This is a genomic window from Micromonospora sp. NPDC001898 (assembly GCF_042891255.1).
GTDB lineage: Bacteria > Actinomycetota > Actinomycetes > Mycobacteriales > Micromonosporaceae > Micromonospora.
Map to the genome: position 1 here is coordinate 1 of NZ_JBIATC010000010.1, position 19022 is coordinate 19022.

The following is a 19022-nucleotide window of genomic DNA, read 5'->3' on the forward strand; positions in this document are numbered from 1 at the left end:
CCCGAACGGCAAGGTCGGCACGAGCACCTGGTGCGCGCTCGTCGGCGGCGTGGTCCGCCAGTCGTTCCAGGCGGGCTGACCGGCCCCGGTCGTGGGGGGGGGGGGGGGGGGGGGGGGGGGGGCCCCCCCCCCCCCCCCCCCCCCCCCCGGGGGGGGGGGGGGCGCGCCCCCCCCCGGGGGGCCCCCCCCCCCCGCGCCGGTCACGGGGCGAGGCGCTTCTCGAACCAGTGGTGGGCGTAGGGCTCGGTGTCGAAGGGCTCGACCTCGCGGTGCCGACCGAGGATGGCGCGAAGCCGGTCGGCGTCGGGATGGCCCAGCGCACCGAGGATGTCCAACGCCCGCAGCCAGGCGAGCCGGGCGGCCTCCGGGTCGCCCGCCGCCTGGTGGCTCTCCCCGACGTGGGTGAGCGTGTCGGCCTCGTAGTAGCGGTCACCAAGGTCACGGAACAGCTCCACCGCCCGCTGGTAACACTCGGCGGCCCGCTGGTGGTCGCCGAGGTGGTGGTGGGCGTAGCCGAGGCTGTCCCAGGTGTTGGCCTCGCCGAACCGGTCGCCCACCTCGCGCACCAGCCGCAGCGCCCGCCGACAGTAGAGCAGGGCCGCACCGTGGTCGCTGAGCTGGGCGTACTGCCAGCCGACCGAGTTGAGGGCGCGGGCCTGCAGGGCCCGGTCGCCGACGGCTTCGATCAGCTCCAGTGCGCGCCTCGCGTGGGCCAGCCCTTCCCGGTGACGTCCCTGCCGGGAACAGACCCAGGCGAGGCTCCGGGCGGCGTGCGTCTGGCCGGTCACGTCGCCCAGCAGGGCGTACAGGTGGGCCGCCTGCCGGAGCTGGGCGTACGCCTCGGCGAACTCGCCGAGTTGGGCGCGGGCACGGCCAAGGCCAAGACGTACGCTCGCGGCGGCCCGACGGTCGACCAGCAGGTCGGCGGCGGTCAGCGCGGTCTCGTGAGTCGCCGCCCAGTCCTGCCAGTGACCCTTGCGGTCGAAGAAGTCGGCCATGGTCCAGGCCAGCCGCCAGGCGTGCGCGTACAGCCCGTCGTCGGCCGCACGGGTGACGGCGTTGAGCAGCACCGGATGCTCCGCGACGAACCAGGCCATCGCCTGCTCGGCATCGACCGGCGCCACCACTGCCACGCCACGGCTGGCGGGCTCCAGGTCGATCGGATCGCGGAACGGTTGGAGTAGCCGGGCACCGGCATACGCGACGTGCAGGTAGGCGTCGAGCACCCGGCGCACGGCAACCTGCCGCTCGCTGTCGCTGTCGAGGTCGTGGGTCAGCTCGTTCGCGTAGACGCGTAACAGGTCGTGGATCCCGTACCGGCCAGGCACGTGCTCGATGAGCAGGTGAGCGCGGGCCAACTCGGCCAGCAGCATCCGGGCCTGGCGCAGCGGAACGCCGGCCAGGCTGGCCGCCGCAGGTGCCGCGATGTCCGGACCGGGGTGCAACCCCAGCAGCCGGAACAACCTACCGGCCGCCGGGCTCAGTGCCTGATAGGACCAGGAGAAGACGGCGCGCACGTCGGTGGCCGAGTCGCCGCCGTCGAAGGCGTCCAGCGCGTCGGCCGCGTCGCGTAGCTCACCGGCCAGTGCCGCCAGCGAGAAACCGGGGCGGATGGCGGCACGCGAGGTGGCGACGGCCAGCGCGAGGGGCAGCCGGGCGCAGCTCGCGATGATCTGGTCGACGGCGGTCGGCTCACCGGCCACCCGGTCACTGCCCAGCCGGCAGGCCAGCAGGTCCCGGGCCTCGGCCTCAGGCAGCAGGTCGAGAGCGAGCGGCTGGGCGCCCTCGCCGGCGACCAGGGAGGTGAGCTGGTTGCGGCTGGTCACCACGACAAGGCAGCCGGCCGCACCGGGTAGCAGTGGGCGGACCTGCGCAGCGTCGCGGGCGTTGTCGATCAGGACGAGGACCCGCCGGCCGGTCAGCAGGCTGCGGTACAGCGCGGACTGGGCGGACAGGCCAGCCGGAATCCGCTCCACCGGTACGCCGAAGGCATCCAGGAAGCCACGGATCGCGTCGGCGGGTTCCAGCACCCCACCGGCGTCGAAGCCGCGCAGGTTGACATAGAGCTGGCCGTCCGGAAAGCGGTCGGCGACCTGGTGGGCCCAGTGCACGGCCAGCGCGGTCTTGCCCACTCCCGGCGTGCCGGAGACGGCCGCGATGACCACCGCCGGCGGATCGGGCTCACCCGGCCGGCCGAGTCGTTCGTCGAGCCAGCGCAGTTCGTCGCCACGACCGGCGAAGGCGCGTACCGCCGGGGGTAGTTGGGCCGGCGCGGATGCCCGGGCCGCGACCGCGACCACCTCGCCGGCCGGCGCGGACCAGGCGAGCGCCGGGTCCTGCGCCAGGATGGCGCTCTCCCGGTTGCGCAACGCCGGGCTCGGCTCGATACCCAGGTCGTCGCGGAGCGTGCGGCGCAACCGCCGGTACGTCGCGAGCGCGTCGGACTGCCGGCCGGCCCGGTAGAGCGCCACCATGAGCTGTTCGTGGATGTGCTCATCGAGGGGATGTTCCTGGGTCAGCAGCTCCAGCTCCGGTACGAGCTGCGCGTGCTCGCCGAGCGCGAGGCGGCTGTCGACCAGCGCCCGGACCGCGACCAGCCGCAGGTGTTCCAGGCGTTCGGCCTGCTCGTGCAGCCAGCCGAGGCTGGCGACGTCGACCAACGATCGCCCCCGCCACAGCTCAAGGGCGCTGGTCAGCACCGTGCGGGCGTGCCCGTGGTCGGTCGACAGGGTGCCTTCGCGGATGAGCCGCTCGGCCACCTCGACATCGGTGGCCTCACCCGGCAGGTTGAGCACGTACCCCGGAGAGCGAGCCACGATCGCGCTCCGGGCGCCCACGACGCGCCGCAGGTAGGAAACGTGGCTCTGCAGGCTGTTCGACGCGGTCGCGGGAGCCTGGTCTCCCCAGATCACGTCGATCAGGCGGTCGGTGCTGACGATCACGCCCGGGTGCAGGGCGAGCACCGCGAGCACGCCTTTGCGCCGGATTCCGGAAACCGTACCGGCCGTGGCGCCCGCGGTCACGTCGACCGGCCCGAGAAGCCTGACTCGCATTGGCCCGCCCCCGCCTCAACCACAGGATTCGACTCAGGCTATCGACGGAACAAACGGCCTGGACGGCTCAGTCGGACACCGGACGGTACCGGCATTCCAGCGCCACGTCAGCCGCGCGACAGCGGCCCCTGCCAGAGTTCGTTCACGGCAACAACAGCAATCATCCACACTTCTCAACAGGAGGAATTCACCGTGAAATTCCGGATCCCGATCGCGTTCGGCGGCGCGCTCGTCTTGATGACGATGGCGCTGGGTGGCGGTACCGCCGCCAGCGCGGCCCCGGCCGCCAGGACCGCCGGCATCGGCACCAACGCTGTGCAGAATTACACGATCTTCGTACACACCGCGAACATCGACGGGGCCGGCACCGACGCCACCGTGCGGATGAAGGTGTACGGCACGCTCGCCGAGTCCCCCGGCTACGTCAACCTCGACAACTCGGCCGACAACTTCGAGCGCAACAGCAACGACTATTTCGGGCCATTCTCGTGGTACGACATCGGACGCCCTGATTTCATCGGCGTCTACAAGGGAAGTAACGGTTCCGAGTGGTACCCGGAGTACGCGCAGGTCTACGCGCACGCCACCGGGACCTGGTACCACTGCCCGATGAACGCCTACTACGGCGACGGCGAGGAGACCCGCTGGTTCGACTGCCCGTGAGGTCGAGTCCGATCTGGTGATCGCGGCGCAGCCTCAGCTACGAGGGGTGTCCCCGGCCGACTGACGGCCGGGGACACCGCCGTACCCGGCGCCTGACCCACACGGGCAGCAGCATCTGTGTTCAGCTCCGCCCACCGTGACCACGTCGACGCCCGCGCCACCTACGTATCGTCGCCGCACCTGATTTCCCCCGGGCACGGCCCGGGTGGGCCGACGCTCAGGGTTGTTCTTGGGCTGGAAGGTCCGACGCACTAGCATTGCCGCAGTCCGGACGGCTCGGCTGAAACGAGGCAAAATGCGTTGGCTCCAGCGGTTGCTGGGCGGCGGGCAGGTCCAGCTCGATGCGGGACGGCAGCAGGCGCTGCTACGCGACGTCCAGCACCGGTACGGCGCCCACGCGCAGATCCGGTTTCCCGAACAGGTCGAGGCGGTCACCGGGATGCTGAGCGGCGACGACGGCTTGGTGGTGGCGGCCCGGATCGTGAGCCAGGTCGCCGACGAGGCCCACGCGGACCTACTGGCCCAGGCCCACGAGGTACACCGACGAACGGGCCGGCGGCTCCTGGTGCACCGCCGGAACTACCGGCCGCTGTGGGTGGAGGCCGGCCCGGCACTGCGCTGGCCACTGTTCACGTTGCCGTGCGGCTTCCACCCGTACGCGCAGGTGGCCGCCGCCGTCGCGGTGGTCGGCAGCCAGGCGGCCCGGCTCGACCGGGTGACCGACCCGAACCCGCTCCTGACCCGCGTGTTCGAGGTGCTCGACCTCACCACCGCCGGCTGGGAGTACGGCCGGGTGCGAGTGGACACCGACGCCGCGGCCCTGGCCGATCGACTGATCTCCACCGCCGGACAGATCCTCGCAGCCATGGACGACCCGCCCCGGCTGCCACCTCCGGTCCGTGAGCTCATGCGCCGCAACAACACCCTCGACGTGCACGATCCGACCACCCCTCGGGCAGTGGGTGGGATCAACCCGGGCGCGAGGATGCGCGAGCGTCTGCTGGCCTGAAGACACGGCGACCCGCCGCACCCCCTCCCGCGCCCCGGGCTTGCCCTGTCGATTTGGGAACTCATACAGTCGCTCGGTGAAACTGGCGCAGGTCCGGCAGGCGTACACGTCCGTCGCAGAGCTCTACATCAAGCTGTTCGGCACGAGCCAGCAGGTACACGCCGACGACCTCGCCTTCATCGGGCGGCATCTGGCGGGTCGACCTGGCACGGTGCTCGATCTGGGCTGCGGGCCTGGCCATATCACCGGTTACCTTCGTTCGCTGGGCGTCGACGCGACGGGAATCGACATGGTTCCCGAGTTCATCGCCCACGCGCAGGCGGCCCACCCGGGCGGGAGGTACCAGCTCGGGTCGATGGAGAATCTCACCGTCGCCCACCACTCCATCGCCGGCATCCTGGCCTGGTACTCGTTGATCCATTTACCGCCGCAGGATCTCGACGGCGTGCTCGCCGAGTTCCGGCGAGCAATGGCCCCGACCGGAACGTTGGTGCTCGGTCTCTTCGACGGCGACGAGGTCGCGGCCTTCGACCACAAGGTCGTGACCGCCTATCGCTGGCCCGTCGACGAGATCTCCGAACGACTGACGCGAGCCGGCTTCACGGAGGTCGAGCGCCTGCAACGGCCCAGCGAAGGCGCTCATCGGCCACACGCCGCCATCGCGGCGGTCGCGACCGAGGGGTGAGCCGGGTCCCGGAGGCCGCCTGTCCGGCTGCACCGGGGCGCTTGTGGCCCGCCGCCTGCCCGCCAGGACGGGCGCGGCCATCGCGGGCACCCCGAAGTTTCGATAGCATCGAACAAGCGTGGCGGGCTCTCCCGCCGGGACGCGACAGGAGGTCCCCGTGCGGTCCATGGAGAGTAACCAGGTCCGGGAGCGGCCCCTGCCCGGCGAGCGGGCGGCGGACGCCACCCCCGCCGGTCTGGTGGGCACGCGCATCCGCCAGTACCGCAAGGAACGCGGGCTGACGCTGCGCGGTCTGGCCGCCCGTTCCGGCCTGTCGATCGGCTTCCTCTCCCAGGTCGAGCGGGGCATCTCCTCCATCGGACTGACCGCGCTGGGCAGCGTCGCCAAGGCCCTGGACCACACGGTGGCGGAGTTCTTCGACGCCGGTGCCGACTCCCCCGACCAGGCGGTCGGCCCGCTGCCCACGCACTTCACCCTCACCAGGGCGGAAACCCCGGCCACCCAGTACGTCTCCGCCCAGCAGACCTACCGGATGCTGTCGGAGCGAGGGCCGGACCTGGTGCTCGAACCGATGCTGGTGCACATCGCGCCGGGGGGCCGCCGGGAGGCCGCCTACGGCCATGCCGGAGAGGAGTTCGCCTATGTCATCTCCGGCGAACTCCTCTATGAGGTCGACGGCGTCGAGCACCGGCTGCGTCCGGGCGACAGCGTGCACCTGCGCTCGTCGGTGCCGCACTCGATGTACAACGACACCGACGCGGTGACGACCGTCGTGTCGGTGGTCACCCCCCGGCTGTTCTGACGCCGGTCGACCGCCCCGCAGGGCGGCGGCGGCACCAGCGGCGCTTGTTCACACTGGTGAAACACTGCGAACGTCTCCGGGGCCCGCCACGGCGGCGACGCCCTATGCCCGGCGACCCAACCGGCGCTCCACGGCGGCCATGGTGGCCCGCCAGACGGTCGAGCCGGGATCGATGACGGCGAAGTGGTCGCCGGGCAGTTCGAGGTGGTCGACGTCGTCGCCGGCCGCGCGGGCCGCGACGGCGTACCGGCGGTTGGCGTCGACGAGGTCGGGGCTGTCGTCGGCACCCTGCACCAGCAGGGTCGGCACCCCGATCGGCACCCGGGCCATGGGGTCGGCGGCGGCGTACCGCTGCGGCACGGTCGCGGGGGCGCCACCGAGGGCGGCGGGAATGGCCCCGTCGCCGAGGTACCGCCGTTCGCCCTCGGCCAGGTCGAGGACGCCGGCCAGCGACACCGCCAGCGCGACGCGGATCGCCGCGACCCCGGGCGGGCCGGGGAGGTCGCGGTGTGCCCCGCCGGCCTGGTCGGCGCAGGCCCGCAGCGCGAGCTGGCCGCCGGCCGAGTGGCCGAGGAGCACGACACGGTCGAGGTCCAGCCGGCCGCCGTCGGCGAGGCCCGCCAGCGCCGCGACGCCGGCCGCCACGTCGGCGGTGGTGGCGTCCCAGTCGTGCCGGTCCGGGCGGCGGTACTCCACGTTCCAGGACGCGTAGCCCCGGCCGGCCAGGTCGACGGCGAGGGCGTCCATCAGGTCGGCTCCCCACACCGACCGCCAGAACCCGCCGTGCAGCAGCACCACGACCGGCACCGGGCCCGCCCCGACGGCGGGCGGCAGCCGCAGCTCGCCCCACTGGTCCGCCGACGGCCCGTAGGCGATCCGGGTGGCCGGCGACCGGTGGCGGTGCACGGCGTGCCGGACGGCCCACGCCAGGCCCCAGGCGCCCCGGCCCTGAAGGTGGGCGGCGCCGGGCACGGGCGGCTCGACGGTGAGGTCGTACCACACGACGTGGGGCGGGGCGTCGCCGATCAGGGCGCGCACCCCGGGGTCCGGGCCGGGCAGCGCCACCACGGGCGACCCCGTCTGGGTGACCAGGGACCGCACCTCGGCGGCGGAGGCGGCGGTCACCAGCCGGCCGGTGACGCCGAGTTCCGCGCACGCGGCGGTGGCGAGTGACTCCAGCAGGGCGGGGTCGGCCACCACTGCCGGGCCGACCACCACGAGGAGGTGCATCCGCGCGTTCCCTTCTACCTGCGCAGCAGGGGCAGCACGGCGGAGCCGAGCAGGTCCACCCCGCGGTCGTCGGTCAGCCCGTGCGGGGTGCCGAACTCGATCCGGCGGACCCCGGCGTCGATCAGCGTCTGGGCCTGCGCGGCCACCTGGGCCGGGGTGCCGGAGAACGCGAACCGGTCGAGCACGTCGTCGGGGATGAGGCGACCGGCTGCCTCGTGCGCGCCCTCGTCGACCAGGGCGCCGACCCGCTGCACCAGGCCGTCGGGCAGCGCGACGGTCGGGTCGAGGTCCGCGACGACGGCGAGGTACATGGCGACCTCGGTGCGGGCCTTCGCCCGGGCCGCCTCGCCGTCGGTGTCGACCACCGTCACGGCGCCGAACACGATGCCGACGTCCTCGACGTCGCGACCGGCCCGGTCGGCGCCCACCCGCACCCGGCCACGGATCACCGGCACCATGTCGGGGTTGGCGCTGCCGCCCACCTTGATCTCGTCGGCGATCCGGCCGGCCAGGGCCGCGCCCTGCGGGCCCCACGCGCCGATCAGCAGCGGCGGGTCGGGCCGGTGCACGGCGTAGCGCAGCGCGGTGCCCGGCTCCAGGGTGAAGACCCGGCCGGGGTAGCCGTCCCGGTCGCCGCGCAGCAGGCGGTAGACGACGGCCGCCGCCTCCTCGATCGTGGTCAGCGGCCGGCGTTGGGCCAGGCCGACCGCCCCGAGCCAGGTGCCACGGGCCAGCCCCAGGTAGGCCCGGCCGTGCGAGGCCAGGTCCAGAGCGGCGAGCTGGCCGGCGATCTCGTACGGGGCCAGCGAGTACGGGTTGAGGCAGGCCGTCCCGAGCCGGACCCGGCTGGTCGCCCGGGCCATCTCCAGCAGCGGGAAGATGGGCGGCTGGTACATCAGGTCACCGAAGACGGTCAGCACGTCGAAGCCGTGGGCCTCGGCGGCCTGCGCCAACGCGGCGTACGCGCCTGCGGGCTTGTCGCTCTGCAGCCCGAGTCCGATCTCGACGGGCATCAGGTCAGGTCCGCCGAGTTCATCCGTCGCCGGCAGGTCCGTTCCACCTTCATGACGAGTCGCTCCTCGGGGTCGGGGCAGGCGAAGTGGGAGTCCTGGGCCAGCCAGTCCCCGGCGGCGAGGTCGCGCTGCTTCGCGGCGAGGAACGGCAGGACGGCAGCCAGCGCGTACACGCAGAAGTGCTGACCCTCGGGCAGTTTCAGGTGGGCGCTGTCGGTCAGCTCGAAGTGGTCGCCGACCGCCATGCCGCAGACCGACCTGCCCTCGATGCGGTCGACGGTGACCCGCAGGTCGTAGATGTCCATGTCGCCGTCCGGGGTCTCCGTCATGCCTGCTCCCTCTCCTCGACCCGTACGATGATCTTTCCGATGGTCCGGCGGGCGGCCAGCTCGGCCAGCGCCGCGGGGGCCTGTTCCAGGGACACCACCCGGCTGACCGGCGGCCGGACCGCACCGGCGGCGTGCAGGTCGAACAGGGCCTGGTAGGCGGCGCGCACCTCGGGGGCGCGGCGCCACGGGTACCGGGAGCCCCAGGACAGGCCGACCAGGGTGGCGTTCGCGGCGATCAGCCGGGCCGGGTCGACCGGCGGTGGTGGGCCACCGGCGGCGCCGACGGTGACGAGCCGGCCCTCGAAGGCCAGACAGTCCAGCGAGCGGGCCAGGATGTCGCCGCCGACCGGGTCGACGACGACATCGACGCCGTCACCGTCGGTGGCGTCCCGCACGGCCGCCACGAAGTCCTCGGTGGTGTAGTCGACGGCCACCGCCGCGCCCTGTTCCCGGCAGACGGCGGTCTTGGCGGGGCCGCCTGCGGTGGCGAGGACCCGCGCGCCCCGGGCGACGGCGAGCTGGGTGACGGCGATGCCGACGCCGCCGGCGCCGGCGTGCACCAGCACCGTCTGCCCGGCGGTGACGCCGGCACGTTCCAGGGCGAACCACGCGGTCTGGTACGTGACCGGCAGCGCCGCCGCGGTCACCGGGTCCACGGTGGGCGGGCGGGGCACGACCACGGCGGCGTCCACAGTCACCGTGGAGCCGAGCGCCCCGCGGGGCAGCGCCGGGCAGGCGACGACCTCCTGGCCGAGCAGGTGCGCTACGCCCTCGCCCGCGGCGACGACCCGGCCGGCGGCCTCGACGCCGGGGGTCATCGGCGGGTCCGGCCGCACCGGGTACTCGCCCCGGCACAGCGACACGTCGAGGAAGTTCAGGCCGACCGCGTGAACGGCGAGGCGTACCTCGCCGGGGCCGGGCGGCGGGTCGTCGGGCAGTTCCGCCACCGACAGCACGTCTGTCGGCTCGCCCGTGCGGTGGGCGACCAGCCGGCGGATCACGGGGCCGGCTCCGGTTCGCGCAGCAACTCGGCGTGGTGGTGCACGATCAGCCACCGGTCACCGGCCCGGCGCAGCACGTCGGTGACGCGGGTGAGCTCGGGCGCCCCCTGGGCGTGGGCCTGGGCGACGAGGACGTAGCGGGCGACACCGAACTCGCCCCAGACGTCGATGTGCTTGTCCCGCGCGGCGAGCACCGCCAGCCGGGGCCGTTGCCCGGTGGCGTCACGCTGGTCGCGGTACGAGTCGAGCTGCGAGCGGGTGCGCAGCGGGCCGGGCAGGTGGGTCTCCCAGGTGGTCACCTCGGGGTGCAGGTGGCCGTCGAACCGGGGGCGGTCGCCGGCCAGGAACGCCTCGTACATGTCGTCGATCCCGGCGGCGATGGCCGCCGCCCCGGCGGTGCCGTCCTGGCCGGCGTACCCGGCGGTGCGGTTTTGGCCGGCGTACCCGGCGGTGCCGTCCTGGCCGGCGTACCCGGCGGCGTCGGCGGACGTCATCGCGTACCTCCCGGCGCGCCGGCCCGGTCGTCGCGGACGACCCGGCCGCCCTTCATCACCCAGCGCACGCCCCGGAACGCGGCGGCGCCGTCGAGCGGGTCGTCGTCCATGGCGATCAGGTCGGCCAGCTTGCCGTCCTGCACGGTGCCACGGTCGTCCTCGACGCCCAGCCACCGGACGGGGCCGAGGGTGCCGGCGTGCAGGGCCCGGGCGGGCCCGATCACCTCGGCCATGTACTCCAGCTCCCGGACGGTGGCGTTGGTGCCCTCGAAATGCCAGAACGGCGGCATGTCGCTGCCGAGCAGCACCTGCACCCCGGCGGCGACGGCCGTCGCGAAGCTGTCCAGGTGCCCGGGGCCCGCGCCGAGCGAGCGGCACTGCATCCATTCCGGCACGCCGAGCTCGTCGAAGAACTCCTTGCAGCGGGTCACCAGCAGGGTCGGCACCAGGGCCGTGCCCCGCTCGGCCATCCGCTGGGCGACCTGCGGGGTGAGCTGGTAGCCGTGCTCCACGCAGTCCAGGCCGAGGTCCACGGCCACGCCGATCACCTCCGCCGGCCCGGCGTGCGCGGTGACCTTGCGTCCCCAGGCGTGCGCGGTCTCGATCACGGCGGCGAGTTCGTCGGTGAAGAGCTGGGGGGTGTGGATGCGTTCGTGCTCGCCGGCGATGCCGCCGGAGATCATCACCTTGATCAGGTCCGCGCCCGCCCGGATCTGGCTGCGCGCGCCGTGGCGGAAGCCGACGGGCCCGTCGCACTCAAGGGTGTCGCTGCTCTCGTGGCCGTGCCCGCCGGTGCAGACGAGGGCGCGGCCGGCGGTGTGGATGCGGGGGCCCTCGGTGCGGCCGGCGGCGATGGCGCGGCGCAGCGCGAAGTCGGCGTGGTCCTTCTCGGCCACGCAGCGCACGGTGGTGACGCCGCAGTGCAGGGTCCGGCGGGCACCGTCGGCCATGTAGAGGGCGAGGTCGTGCGGGCCCATGCTCTTGACGCTGTCGCCCCCGGCGCCGGGCAGCGACAGCGAGAAGTGGGTGTGCATGTTGACCAGGCCGGGGGTCAGGTACGCCCCGTCGAGGTCCAGGTCGGTCACCGGGCCGGCGGCCTGGGCCCGGGCGGCCACCTCGGCGTACGGGCCGACGGCGGCGATGCGGTCGCCGCGGACCCAGACGCCGGCGTCGGACAGGGGCCTGGTGCCGTCCGCCACGCGGGCGTCCAGCACGGTGCAGTTGCCGAGCAGCAGGCTCGACGGCTCGGGGGTGCTTGCGGCGGTCATGCGGTCACTCCGTACAGGTCGTGGGCGGCGTGGGCGGAGACGTAACCCTCGGCGACATCCCGGCGCACCGCCTCCGGATCACGTCGCCTCGGATCACCGTGCCCACCACCACCGGCCGTCAACAGGGTCACCCGGTCACCCACCTCGACCGGCGTCCGCTTCGTGCTCACCCGCGCCTCCCGATCCGTGCCCGGGAACACCACCACCCGGTTCGGATCCGGCGACAACCCACCATCGAGCGCCCACGGCGCGGACTTCGTCTTCTTGATCACCGACAGGAACTCCCCCGCCGACACGAACCGAATGTCCCGCCGCAACCCACACCCACCCCGGAACCGACCAGCACCCCCCGAATCCGTACGGATCTCCACCCGCTCGAAGAACATCCCCGTCCGCGCCTCCAGAACCTCGACGGGGGTGTTGCGGGCCTGGGTCTGGCACAGGTGGTTGGCCGGCCCGATGCCGTCGTGGTGCGGGGTGCCGCCCCAGCCGACCGGGTCGTTGTTGCTGACCGCGAACATCTGGCCGGTGTCCGGGTGCAGGCCGACCATCATGAAGCCCGGCACGTCTCCGCCGCTGGACGCCGGCAACCGGTCCGGCATCCCCTGGGCCAGGGCCCGGTAGATCAGTTCCAGGGCCACGGTGCCGGTCCACTGGGTGAACGTGGCGGCCGGGTACTGCGCGTGGAACAGCGATCCGGGCTCGGCGCGTACCCGCAGTGGGGCGAAGTGGCCGGCGCTGGTCTGCTCGGTGGGCGTGGTGATCGCCTTGAACGCGACCCGGCAGGTGGCGATGGTGGCCCCGAGCGGGAGGTTCACCGGCCCGGCCACCGCCGGGGACGATCCGGCGAAGTCCACGGTGAACGTGCCGTCGGCGATGGTGACGGTGACCCGCATGCGGATCGGGTCGTCGGTGACGCCGTCGTCGTCGAGCCAGTCCTCGGCGGTCCAGCGGCCCTGCGGCAGGGCAGCCACCGCCTCGGTGGCGGAGTCGGCGGCGGCGGCGATCACCCGGTCGATGACGGCGTCCACCATGGTGGGCCCGTACTGCTGGTACAGCTCGGTCATCCGCCGCTCGCCGGTGCGCAGCGCGGCGATCTGCGCGTTGAGGTCGCCGATGACGAGGTCGGGCATCCGCGAGTTGAACCGGATCAGCTCGTGGATCTCGTGGACCGGCTCGCCCCGGGCGTACACCTTCGTGCCGGGGAAGATGATCCCCTCCTGGTGCATGTCGATGGAGTCGAGGACGTAGCCCGGGTCCTTGGCGCCCAGGTCCATCCAGTGGGCGCGGATGCACAGGAAGCCGATCGGCTCGGCGTCCCCGGGCAGGAAGACCGGGGCGAACAGCGTCGCGTCGTAGGTGTGCGCCGCGTTCCAGTACGGGTAGTTCAGCAGCACCACGTCGCCGCGGTGCAGGTTGTCCCGGCCGACGTACTCGATGCCGCGCTGGATGGAGTAGTCGTTGGCGCCGAGGAAGCGGGACAGTCCGGTGGACTCGGCGACCAGCCGCAGGTGGCGGTCGTAGAGGGAGATGCCGAAGTCGTAGACCTCGTAGATGACCGGGTTGAAGGCGGTACGCACCAGCGCGGCGCGCATCTCCTCGGCGGCGGAGACGAGGTAGCTGCGGACCACCTCGACGGTGGCCCCGTCGACGGCCGGCTCACTCATCGACGTCCACCCCGTACAGGTCTCGGGCAGCGTGGGCGGAGACGTAACCCTCGGCGACGTCCCGGCGCACCGCCTCCGGATCACGTCGCCTCGGATCACCGTGCCCACCACCACCGGCCGTCAACAGGGTCACCCGGTCACCCACCTCGACCGGCGTCCGCTTCGTGCTCACCCGCGCCTCCCGATCCGTGCCCGGGAACACCACCACCTGGTTCGGATCCGGCGACAACCCACCATCGAGCGCCCACGGCGCGGACTTCGTCTTCTTGATCACCGACAGGAACTCCCCCGCCGACACGAACCGAATGTCCCGCCGCAACCCACACCCACCCCGAAACCGACCAGCACCCCCCGAATCCGTACGGATCTCCACCCGCTCGAAGAACATCCCCGTCCGCGCCTCCAGAACCTCGATCGGGGTGCCCCGGCCGGTGCTGCCGGAGATGTGGGTGGCGGCGTCCATCCCGTCGTGGTGCGGGGTGCCGCCCCAGCCGACCAGGTCGTTGTTGCTGACCGCGAACATCTGGCCGGTGTCCGGGTGCAGGCCCACCATCATGAAGCCCGGCACGTCTCCGCCGCTGGACGCCGGCAACCGGTCCGGCATCCCCTGGGCCAGGGCCTTGAGGATCAGCTCGACGGCGACGATGCCGGTCCACAGGGTGAAGGTGGGCTGCGGGTAGACCGCGTGGAAGAGGGTGCCGGGCTCGGCCCGTACCTCCAGTGGCGCGACGGTGCCGGCGTTGGACGGCTCGTCGGGTGAGGTCAGCGACTTGAGGATGACCTTGCAGATCGCCTCGGTGGCGCCGAACGGCATGTTGATCGGACCCCGGGTGGCCGGCGCCGAGCCGGCGAAGTCGACCGTGAAGGTGCCGTCGGCGATGGTGACGGTGACCCGCATCTTCACCGGGTCGTCGGTGATGCCGTCGTCGTCGACCCAGTCCTCGGCGGTCCAGCTGCCCTGCGGCAGGGCCGCGAGCGCGGCCCGGGCGCGGGCCTCGCCGTCGGCGATGATCCGGTCGACGGCCGCGTCCACGGTCGGACGCCCGAACTTCTCGACGATCTCCAGCAGCCGGCGTTCGCCGGTGCGCAGCGCGGCGATCTGCGCGTGCAGGTCGCCGAGCACGGCGTCGGGCATCCGCGAGTTGAACCGGATCAGCTCGTGGATCTCGTGGACCGGCTCGCCCCGGGAGACGACCTTGGTGCCCGGGAAGATCAGGCCCTCCTGGTGCATGTCGGTGGAGTCGAGCACGTATCCCGGGTCCTTGGCGCCCAGGTCCATCCAGTGCGCCCGGACGCAGAGGAAGCCCACCAGCTCGCCGTCGGCCTCCGGGTCGGCCGGGTCGGGCCGGAAGACCGGCGCGAACAGGGTCGCGTCGTAGGCGTGCGCCGCGTTCCAGTACGGGTAGTTCAGCAGCACCACGTCGCCGCGGTGCAGGTTGTCCCGGCCGACGTACTCGACGCCCTTGGCCAGCGAGTGGTCGTTGGCGCCGAGGAAGAAGGTCAGGCCGGTGGCCTCGGCGACCAGTCGCAGGTCGGGGTCGTAGATCGACAGGCCGAAGTCGTGCACCTCGTAGATGACCGGGTTGAACGAGGTGCGGATCAGGGTGGCCCGCATCTCCTCCGCCGCCGACAGCAGGTAGCTGCGGACGACCTCGACGCGGGCACCGTCCAGGGTGGTCATGCGGCTGCCTCCAGGGTGACGAGCAGGTGTCCGTGGTCGTCGACGGTGACCCGCTGGCCGCTGGGCACCACCGTCGTGGAGGTGCCCTCGTCGACCAGCGCCGGCCCGGCGAACGTGTCGCCCGCGTCCAGCGCGGACCTGTCGTACACGGCGAACGGCACGACCGCCCGCCGGCCGAAGTCGTAGGCGTCCCGGTGGGCCAGCAGGGCCTGCGTCGGGTCGCCGTCGCCACGCGGACGGGTGCCCAGCTCGGGCCGGCCGGTGCGGCCGATGCCGCGCACCCGCAGGTTGAGGATCTGCAGCGGGTTGCCCATGGTGTGGCCGTACCGGCTGCGGTGCAGCTCGTCGAAGGCGGTCCGGACCGCGTCGCGGTCCAGCGTGCCGCCGACGGTGACCATCAGGCTGTGTTCCTGGCCCAGGTAGCGCAGCTCGAACTGCCGTTCCAGCAGGGCCTGGTCGGCCGGCACGCCCTGCGCCTCGAGCGACGCGACCACCTCGGCACCGACGGCCTTGAAGACCTGCTCCAGCTCGACGAGGTCCGCGTCGTCCAGGATGGCCATGACGGTGCGGCTGAAGTCGTTGACGATGTCGGCCGACAGCATGCCCCACGCGGAGAAGCCGGACGGTGCGAAGGGCACGATCACCTCGCCGATGCCCATCTCGCGGGCCAGCAGCGGGGCCAGCAGCGGCCCTGCCCCGCCGAAGGCGAGCAGGGAGAACTGCCGGGGGTCGTGGCCGCGTTCGACGGTGATCTGCCGGACCGCGCCGACCGTGCGGGCCAGCAGCACGTCGAGCACGCCTGCGGCGGCGGCCTCCACGTCCAGGCCGAGCGGCTCGGCGAGCTGTTCGCGTACGGCGTCGCGCGCCGCCGCGTCGTGCAGTCCCATGGTGCCGGCGAGGAAGCGGTCGGGGTCGACGTAGCCGAGCACGACGGCCGCGTCGGTGACGGTCGGTCGGGTGCCGCCCCGGCCGTAGCAGACCGGCCCGGGGTCGGCGCCGGCGCTGTGCGGGCCGACCTTGAGCAGGCCCCGGTCCAGCCAGGCGATCGAGCCGCCGCCGGCGCCGATGGTCCGGATGTCGTACGTCGGGATCAGCAGCGGGAAGTGCTCTAGCTGCGCCTCGTACGCGGCGGCGGGGTTGCCGCGTTCGATGACGCAGGCGTCCAGCGAGGTGCCGCCGATGTCGAAGGTGAGCAGGTTGTCGCGGCCCAGCTCGGCGGCCAGGTACGCGGCGCCGACGATGCCGCCGGCCGGCCCGGACAGCACGGTGTGGGTGGGTGACGTCTTCGCGACCGCGCTGCTCATCGAGCCGCCGCCGGAACGCATGATCAGGAACCGCCCGGTGAAGCCCCGCTCGGCCAGCCCGGCCTCCAGCTCGTCGACGTACCGTTCGAAGATCGGCCGGATGTACGCCTCCAGCACGGTGGTGCTGGTCCGCTCGTACTCCCGGTACTCGCGCACGATGTCGGTGGACAGCGACAGGCTGACCTCGGGGAACTCCTCGCGGATCAGCCGGGCGGCCTCCTGTTCGTGGCTCGGGTCGAGGAACGAGTGCAGGAAACAGATGGCGATCGAGGTGACCTGCTGGTCGACGACGAGGGCGCGGGCGGCGGCGCGGACGCTGTCGGGGTCCAGTTCCTCCACCACCCGGCCCCGGTGGTCGAGCCGGCCCCGCACCCCGGCGGTGAACCGGCGCTGGACCAGGCTCTCCGGCCGCTCGTACTGGAAGTCGTACATGTGGTCGTTGGGCACGTTGCCCCGGCCGACGAGGAAGATGTCCCGGAAGCCGTCGTTGGTGATGATGCCGGTGCGTCCGCCCCGGCGTTCCAGCACCGCGTTGAGCCCGAGGGTGGTGCCGTGGATGAACAGCTCCACCTCGGACAGGTCGGTGCCCAGGGCGGTGATGGCGGCGAGCACCCCGTCGGCGGGGCGCGCCGGGGTGGTGGAGGCCTTGCGGAAGCGGACCCGGTTGGTGCGGGTGTCCAGTTCCATGGCGTCGACGAACGTGCCACCGATATCGACGGCCAGCCGGACGGGACGACGTGTCATGGCGTGGTGGCCTGCTTTCCGATCAGGGCGGGGAGCTCGGGAATGCGCCAGCAGGCGGCCCGGCTCGCGCCGTGGGACTGGAGTTGCTGCGGCTGTGTGCGGCAGGTGTCTGTGACGAACGGGCAGCGGGCGGCCAGCGGGCAGCCGGTCGCCGCGTCGGCCTCCTCCAGGTCCTTGACCAGCTCGACCGGGGCGGCGTCGGGCGGCGGGGGCCCGCCGAGGCGGGGCGCGCTCGCCAGCAGGGCCCGCGTGTACGGGTGCAGGGGGTGGTCGAAGACGACGTCGACGGGGCCCTCCTCGACGACGCGCCCGAGGTAGAGCACCACCACCCGGTCGGCGAATCCGCGCACCGTGGCCAGGTCGTGGGAGATGAACACCGCCGCGCGGTCGGCGTCGGCGGCCACGTCGGCGATGAGGGCGAGGATCTGCGCCTGCACGGTGACGTCCAGGGCCGAGGTGGGCTCGTCGAAGACGATCAGGTCCGGCTCGCCGACCAGGGCGCGGGCGATACCGATCCGCTGGGCCTGCCCGCCGGACAGCTCGTGCGGGTAGCGGCGCAGGATCGCGCGGTCCAGCTCCATCCGGTCCAGCACCGCGGCGACCCGGGTGTCGCGCTCGGCGGCGGACAGGCCGGCGGCCCGCAGGGGCTCGGCGATGGAGTCGCCGACCGTGCGGCGCGGGCTGAGCGACCCGATCGGGTCCTGGAACACCAGTTGGGCGCGGGTGCGCAGCCGCCGCGCCGCCCGCCCGGACGCGCGGCCCCGGCCGGGCCCCGGGGTTGCCCCGGCGACGGTGACCGTGCCGGAGGTGGGCGGCACCAGGCCCATGATGAGCTTGGCGAGGGTGCTCTTGCCGCAGCCGCTCTCGCCGACCACGCCGAGTGTCTCGCCGGGCGCGAGCCGCAGGCTCACCCCGCGCAGCGCGTGGTGCCCGCCGGAGGAGAACCGGCTGCGGTAGATGACGTGCGCGTCGTCGATCTCCAGCACGGCGGGTCCGGTGCCGCGCGGGGCCGGGTCCGGGGAGCCGGGTCCCGGGCCGAGGTCGGCGGCGTCGGAGCCCGGTGGGACGGTGGCAGCGTCGGAGCCCGGCGGGATGTCGGCCGAGCCGGCGTCGAGGGGGCCGGTGCGGGGGTGGAAGCAGGCCAGCGACCAGCCGTCCGGGCCACCGGCGAGGGGCTCGGTGGGCGGCCGGCGGGTGACGCAGGTGTCGTCGGCGTGCGCGCAGCGGGCGGCGAACGGGCAGGCGAGCGGCGCCCGGGTCAGCAGCGGCATCGCGCCGGGGGTGGCGACGACGGGCCGGCCGCCGAGGTCGGGCACCGACCGCAGCAGCGCGCGGGTGTACGGGTGCGCCGGCTGGCGCAGCACCTGACCGGCCGGGCCGCTCTCCACCACGGTGCCGGCGTAGAGCACCACCACCCGGTCGCAGACCTGGGCGATGGAGGCGAGGTCGTGGGAGATCAGCAGTACGGCACGGCCGTCGGTGTCGGCGGCGTGCCGGAACTGCCGCAGGATCTCCCGGGTCAGGGTCACGTCGAGGCCGGTGGTCGGCTCGTCGGCGATCAGCAGGCCGGGGGCGCAGCCCGTGGCCAGGGAGATCATCACCCGCTGGGCCATGCCGCCGGACAGCTCGTGGGGGTACGCGTCGAGCCGGCGCTGCGGGCTACGGATGCCGACGGCCTCGAACAGCTCCCGCGCGGCCTCACGGGCCCGGTCGGCGGACACGTCCTGGTGGGTGACGAGCCGGTCGACGAGCTGCCGGCCGACGGTGCGGGTGGGGCTGAGCGCGCCGCGCGGGTTCTGGAAGCAGATCGCCGCTCCCCGGCCACGGTGGGCGGCGAGCGCGGACTCGTCCATCCGCAGCACGTCCGCGCCGTCGAAGTCGACCCGCCCGGTGGCGTGCGAACCGCCGGGGAGCAGGCCGACCACGGCGCGGGCGACCATGCTCTTGCCGCCGCCGCTCTCCCCCACCAGGCCGACGACCTCGCCGGGTCGCACGGTGAGGGTGACGTCGCTGAGCGCGGCCACCTCGCGGCCGGGGCGGCGGATGGCCACCGACAGGTTCTCGATCGACAGCATTCCG

The 19022-nt window shown here is 73.4% G+C and carries 15 protein-coding genes; 4 read left to right on the forward strand and 11 right to left on the reverse strand.

The annotated features are described in order from the left end of the window. Nucleotides 1-200: 200 nt before the first annotated feature. Complete coding sequence (locus ACFYZF_RS20830; RefSeq protein WP_387023144.1) at nt 201-3053, reverse strand: BTAD domain-containing putative transcriptional regulator; 2853 nt, start codon at nt 3051-3053, stop codon at nt 201-203. Nucleotides 3054-3245: 192 nt separating this feature from the next. On the opposite strand from ACFYZF_RS20830, the gene ACFYZF_RS20835 reads away from it, so the two are divergent. The 4 genes from ACFYZF_RS20835 (at nt 3246) to ACFYZF_RS20850 (ending at nt 6212) form a co-directional block, all read left to right on the forward strand. Then, nucleotides 3246-3716 carry a PLAT/LH2 domain-containing protein gene (locus ACFYZF_RS20835; RefSeq protein ID WP_387023146.1) on the forward strand — a complete coding sequence of 157 codons (471 nt, stop codon included), beginning with the start codon at nt 3246-3248 and terminating at the stop codon, nt 3714-3716. Between the two features lie 295 nt (nt 3717-4011). Next, the gene (locus ACFYZF_RS20840; RefSeq protein WP_387023148.1) at nt 4012-4725 is read left to right on the forward strand and encodes a hypothetical protein; all 714 of its coding nucleotides are present in this window, start codon (nt 4012-4014) and stop codon (nt 4723-4725) included. 76 nt (nt 4726-4801) lie between these two features. Beyond that, on the forward strand, nt 4802-5410 hold the full coding sequence (locus ACFYZF_RS20845) for a class I SAM-dependent methyltransferase (protein ID WP_387023150.1): 609 nt from the start codon (nt 4802-4804) through the stop codon (nt 5408-5410). A 166-nt stretch (nt 5411-5576) separates the two neighbouring features. Continuing rightward, a complete protein-coding gene (locus ACFYZF_RS20850; RefSeq protein ID WP_387023402.1) occupies nt 5577-6212 on the forward strand; it encodes a helix-turn-helix domain-containing protein in 636 nt (211 codons plus the stop codon). 102 nt (nt 6213-6314) lie between these two features. Here ACFYZF_RS20850 and ACFYZF_RS20855 read toward each other — a convergent pair whose 3' ends face one another. From ACFYZF_RS20855 to ACFYZF_RS20900, 10 genes are read right to left on the reverse strand one after another with little or no spacing between them, the layout of a single operon-like run. After that, a complete protein-coding gene (locus ACFYZF_RS20855; RefSeq protein WP_387023152.1) occupies nt 6315-7442 on the reverse strand; it encodes an alpha/beta hydrolase family protein in 1128 nt (375 codons plus the stop codon). A 14-nt stretch (nt 7443-7456) separates the two neighbouring features. Beyond that, nucleotides 7457-8455: an LLM class flavin-dependent oxidoreductase gene (locus tag ACFYZF_RS20860; RefSeq protein ID WP_387023154.1), complete on the reverse strand. Its 999-nt coding sequence runs from the start codon at nt 8453-8455 to the stop codon at nt 7457-7459. Then, nucleotides 8455-8784: a TIGR04076 family protein gene (locus tag ACFYZF_RS20865; RefSeq protein WP_387023156.1), complete on the reverse strand. Its 330-nt coding sequence runs from the start codon at nt 8782-8784 to the stop codon at nt 8455-8457. Before ACFYZF_RS20865 ends, ACFYZF_RS20860 begins: the two co-directional genes overlap by 1 nt. Further along, nucleotides 8781-9785 carry a zinc-binding dehydrogenase gene (locus tag ACFYZF_RS20870; protein ID WP_387023158.1) on the reverse strand — a complete coding sequence of 335 codons (1005 nt, stop codon included), beginning with the start codon at nt 9783-9785 and terminating at the stop codon, nt 8781-8783. Before ACFYZF_RS20870 ends, ACFYZF_RS20865 begins: the two co-directional genes overlap by 4 nt. Next, a complete protein-coding gene (locus ACFYZF_RS20875) occupies nt 9782-10279 on the reverse strand; it encodes a nuclear transport factor 2 family protein (RefSeq protein ID WP_387023160.1) in 498 nt (165 codons plus the stop codon). The genes ACFYZF_RS20870 and ACFYZF_RS20875 overlap by 4 nt, the downstream gene beginning before the upstream one ends. Then, the gene (locus ACFYZF_RS20880) at nt 10276-11547 is read right to left on the reverse strand and encodes an amidohydrolase family protein (RefSeq protein ID WP_387023162.1); all 1272 of its coding nucleotides are present in this window, start codon (nt 11545-11547) and stop codon (nt 10276-10278) included. The genes ACFYZF_RS20875 and ACFYZF_RS20880 overlap by 4 nt, the downstream gene beginning before the upstream one ends. After that, entirely contained in the window at nt 11544-13214 is a 1671-nt protein-coding gene (locus ACFYZF_RS20885) for a hydantoinase B/oxoprolinase family protein (RefSeq protein ID WP_387023164.1), read from the reverse strand. Before ACFYZF_RS20885 ends, ACFYZF_RS20880 begins: the two co-directional genes overlap by 4 nt. Continuing rightward, a complete protein-coding gene (locus tag ACFYZF_RS20890; RefSeq protein ID WP_387023165.1) occupies nt 13207-14895 on the reverse strand; it encodes a hydantoinase B/oxoprolinase family protein in 1689 nt (562 codons plus the stop codon). Before ACFYZF_RS20890 ends, ACFYZF_RS20885 begins: the two co-directional genes overlap by 8 nt. Then, nucleotides 14892-16943 (reverse strand): hydantoinase/oxoprolinase family protein, encoded by a 2052-nt coding sequence (locus ACFYZF_RS20895; protein WP_387023167.1) that lies wholly within the window; start codon nt 16941-16943, stop codon nt 14892-14894. Before ACFYZF_RS20895 ends, ACFYZF_RS20890 begins: the two co-directional genes overlap by 4 nt. Beyond that, a complete protein-coding gene (locus tag ACFYZF_RS20900; RefSeq protein ID WP_387023404.1) occupies nt 16940-19018 on the reverse strand; it encodes a dipeptide ABC transporter ATP-binding protein in 2079 nt (692 codons plus the stop codon). The genes ACFYZF_RS20895 and ACFYZF_RS20900 overlap by 4 nt, the downstream gene beginning before the upstream one ends. Between the last annotated feature and the right edge of the window lie 4 nt (nt 19019-19022).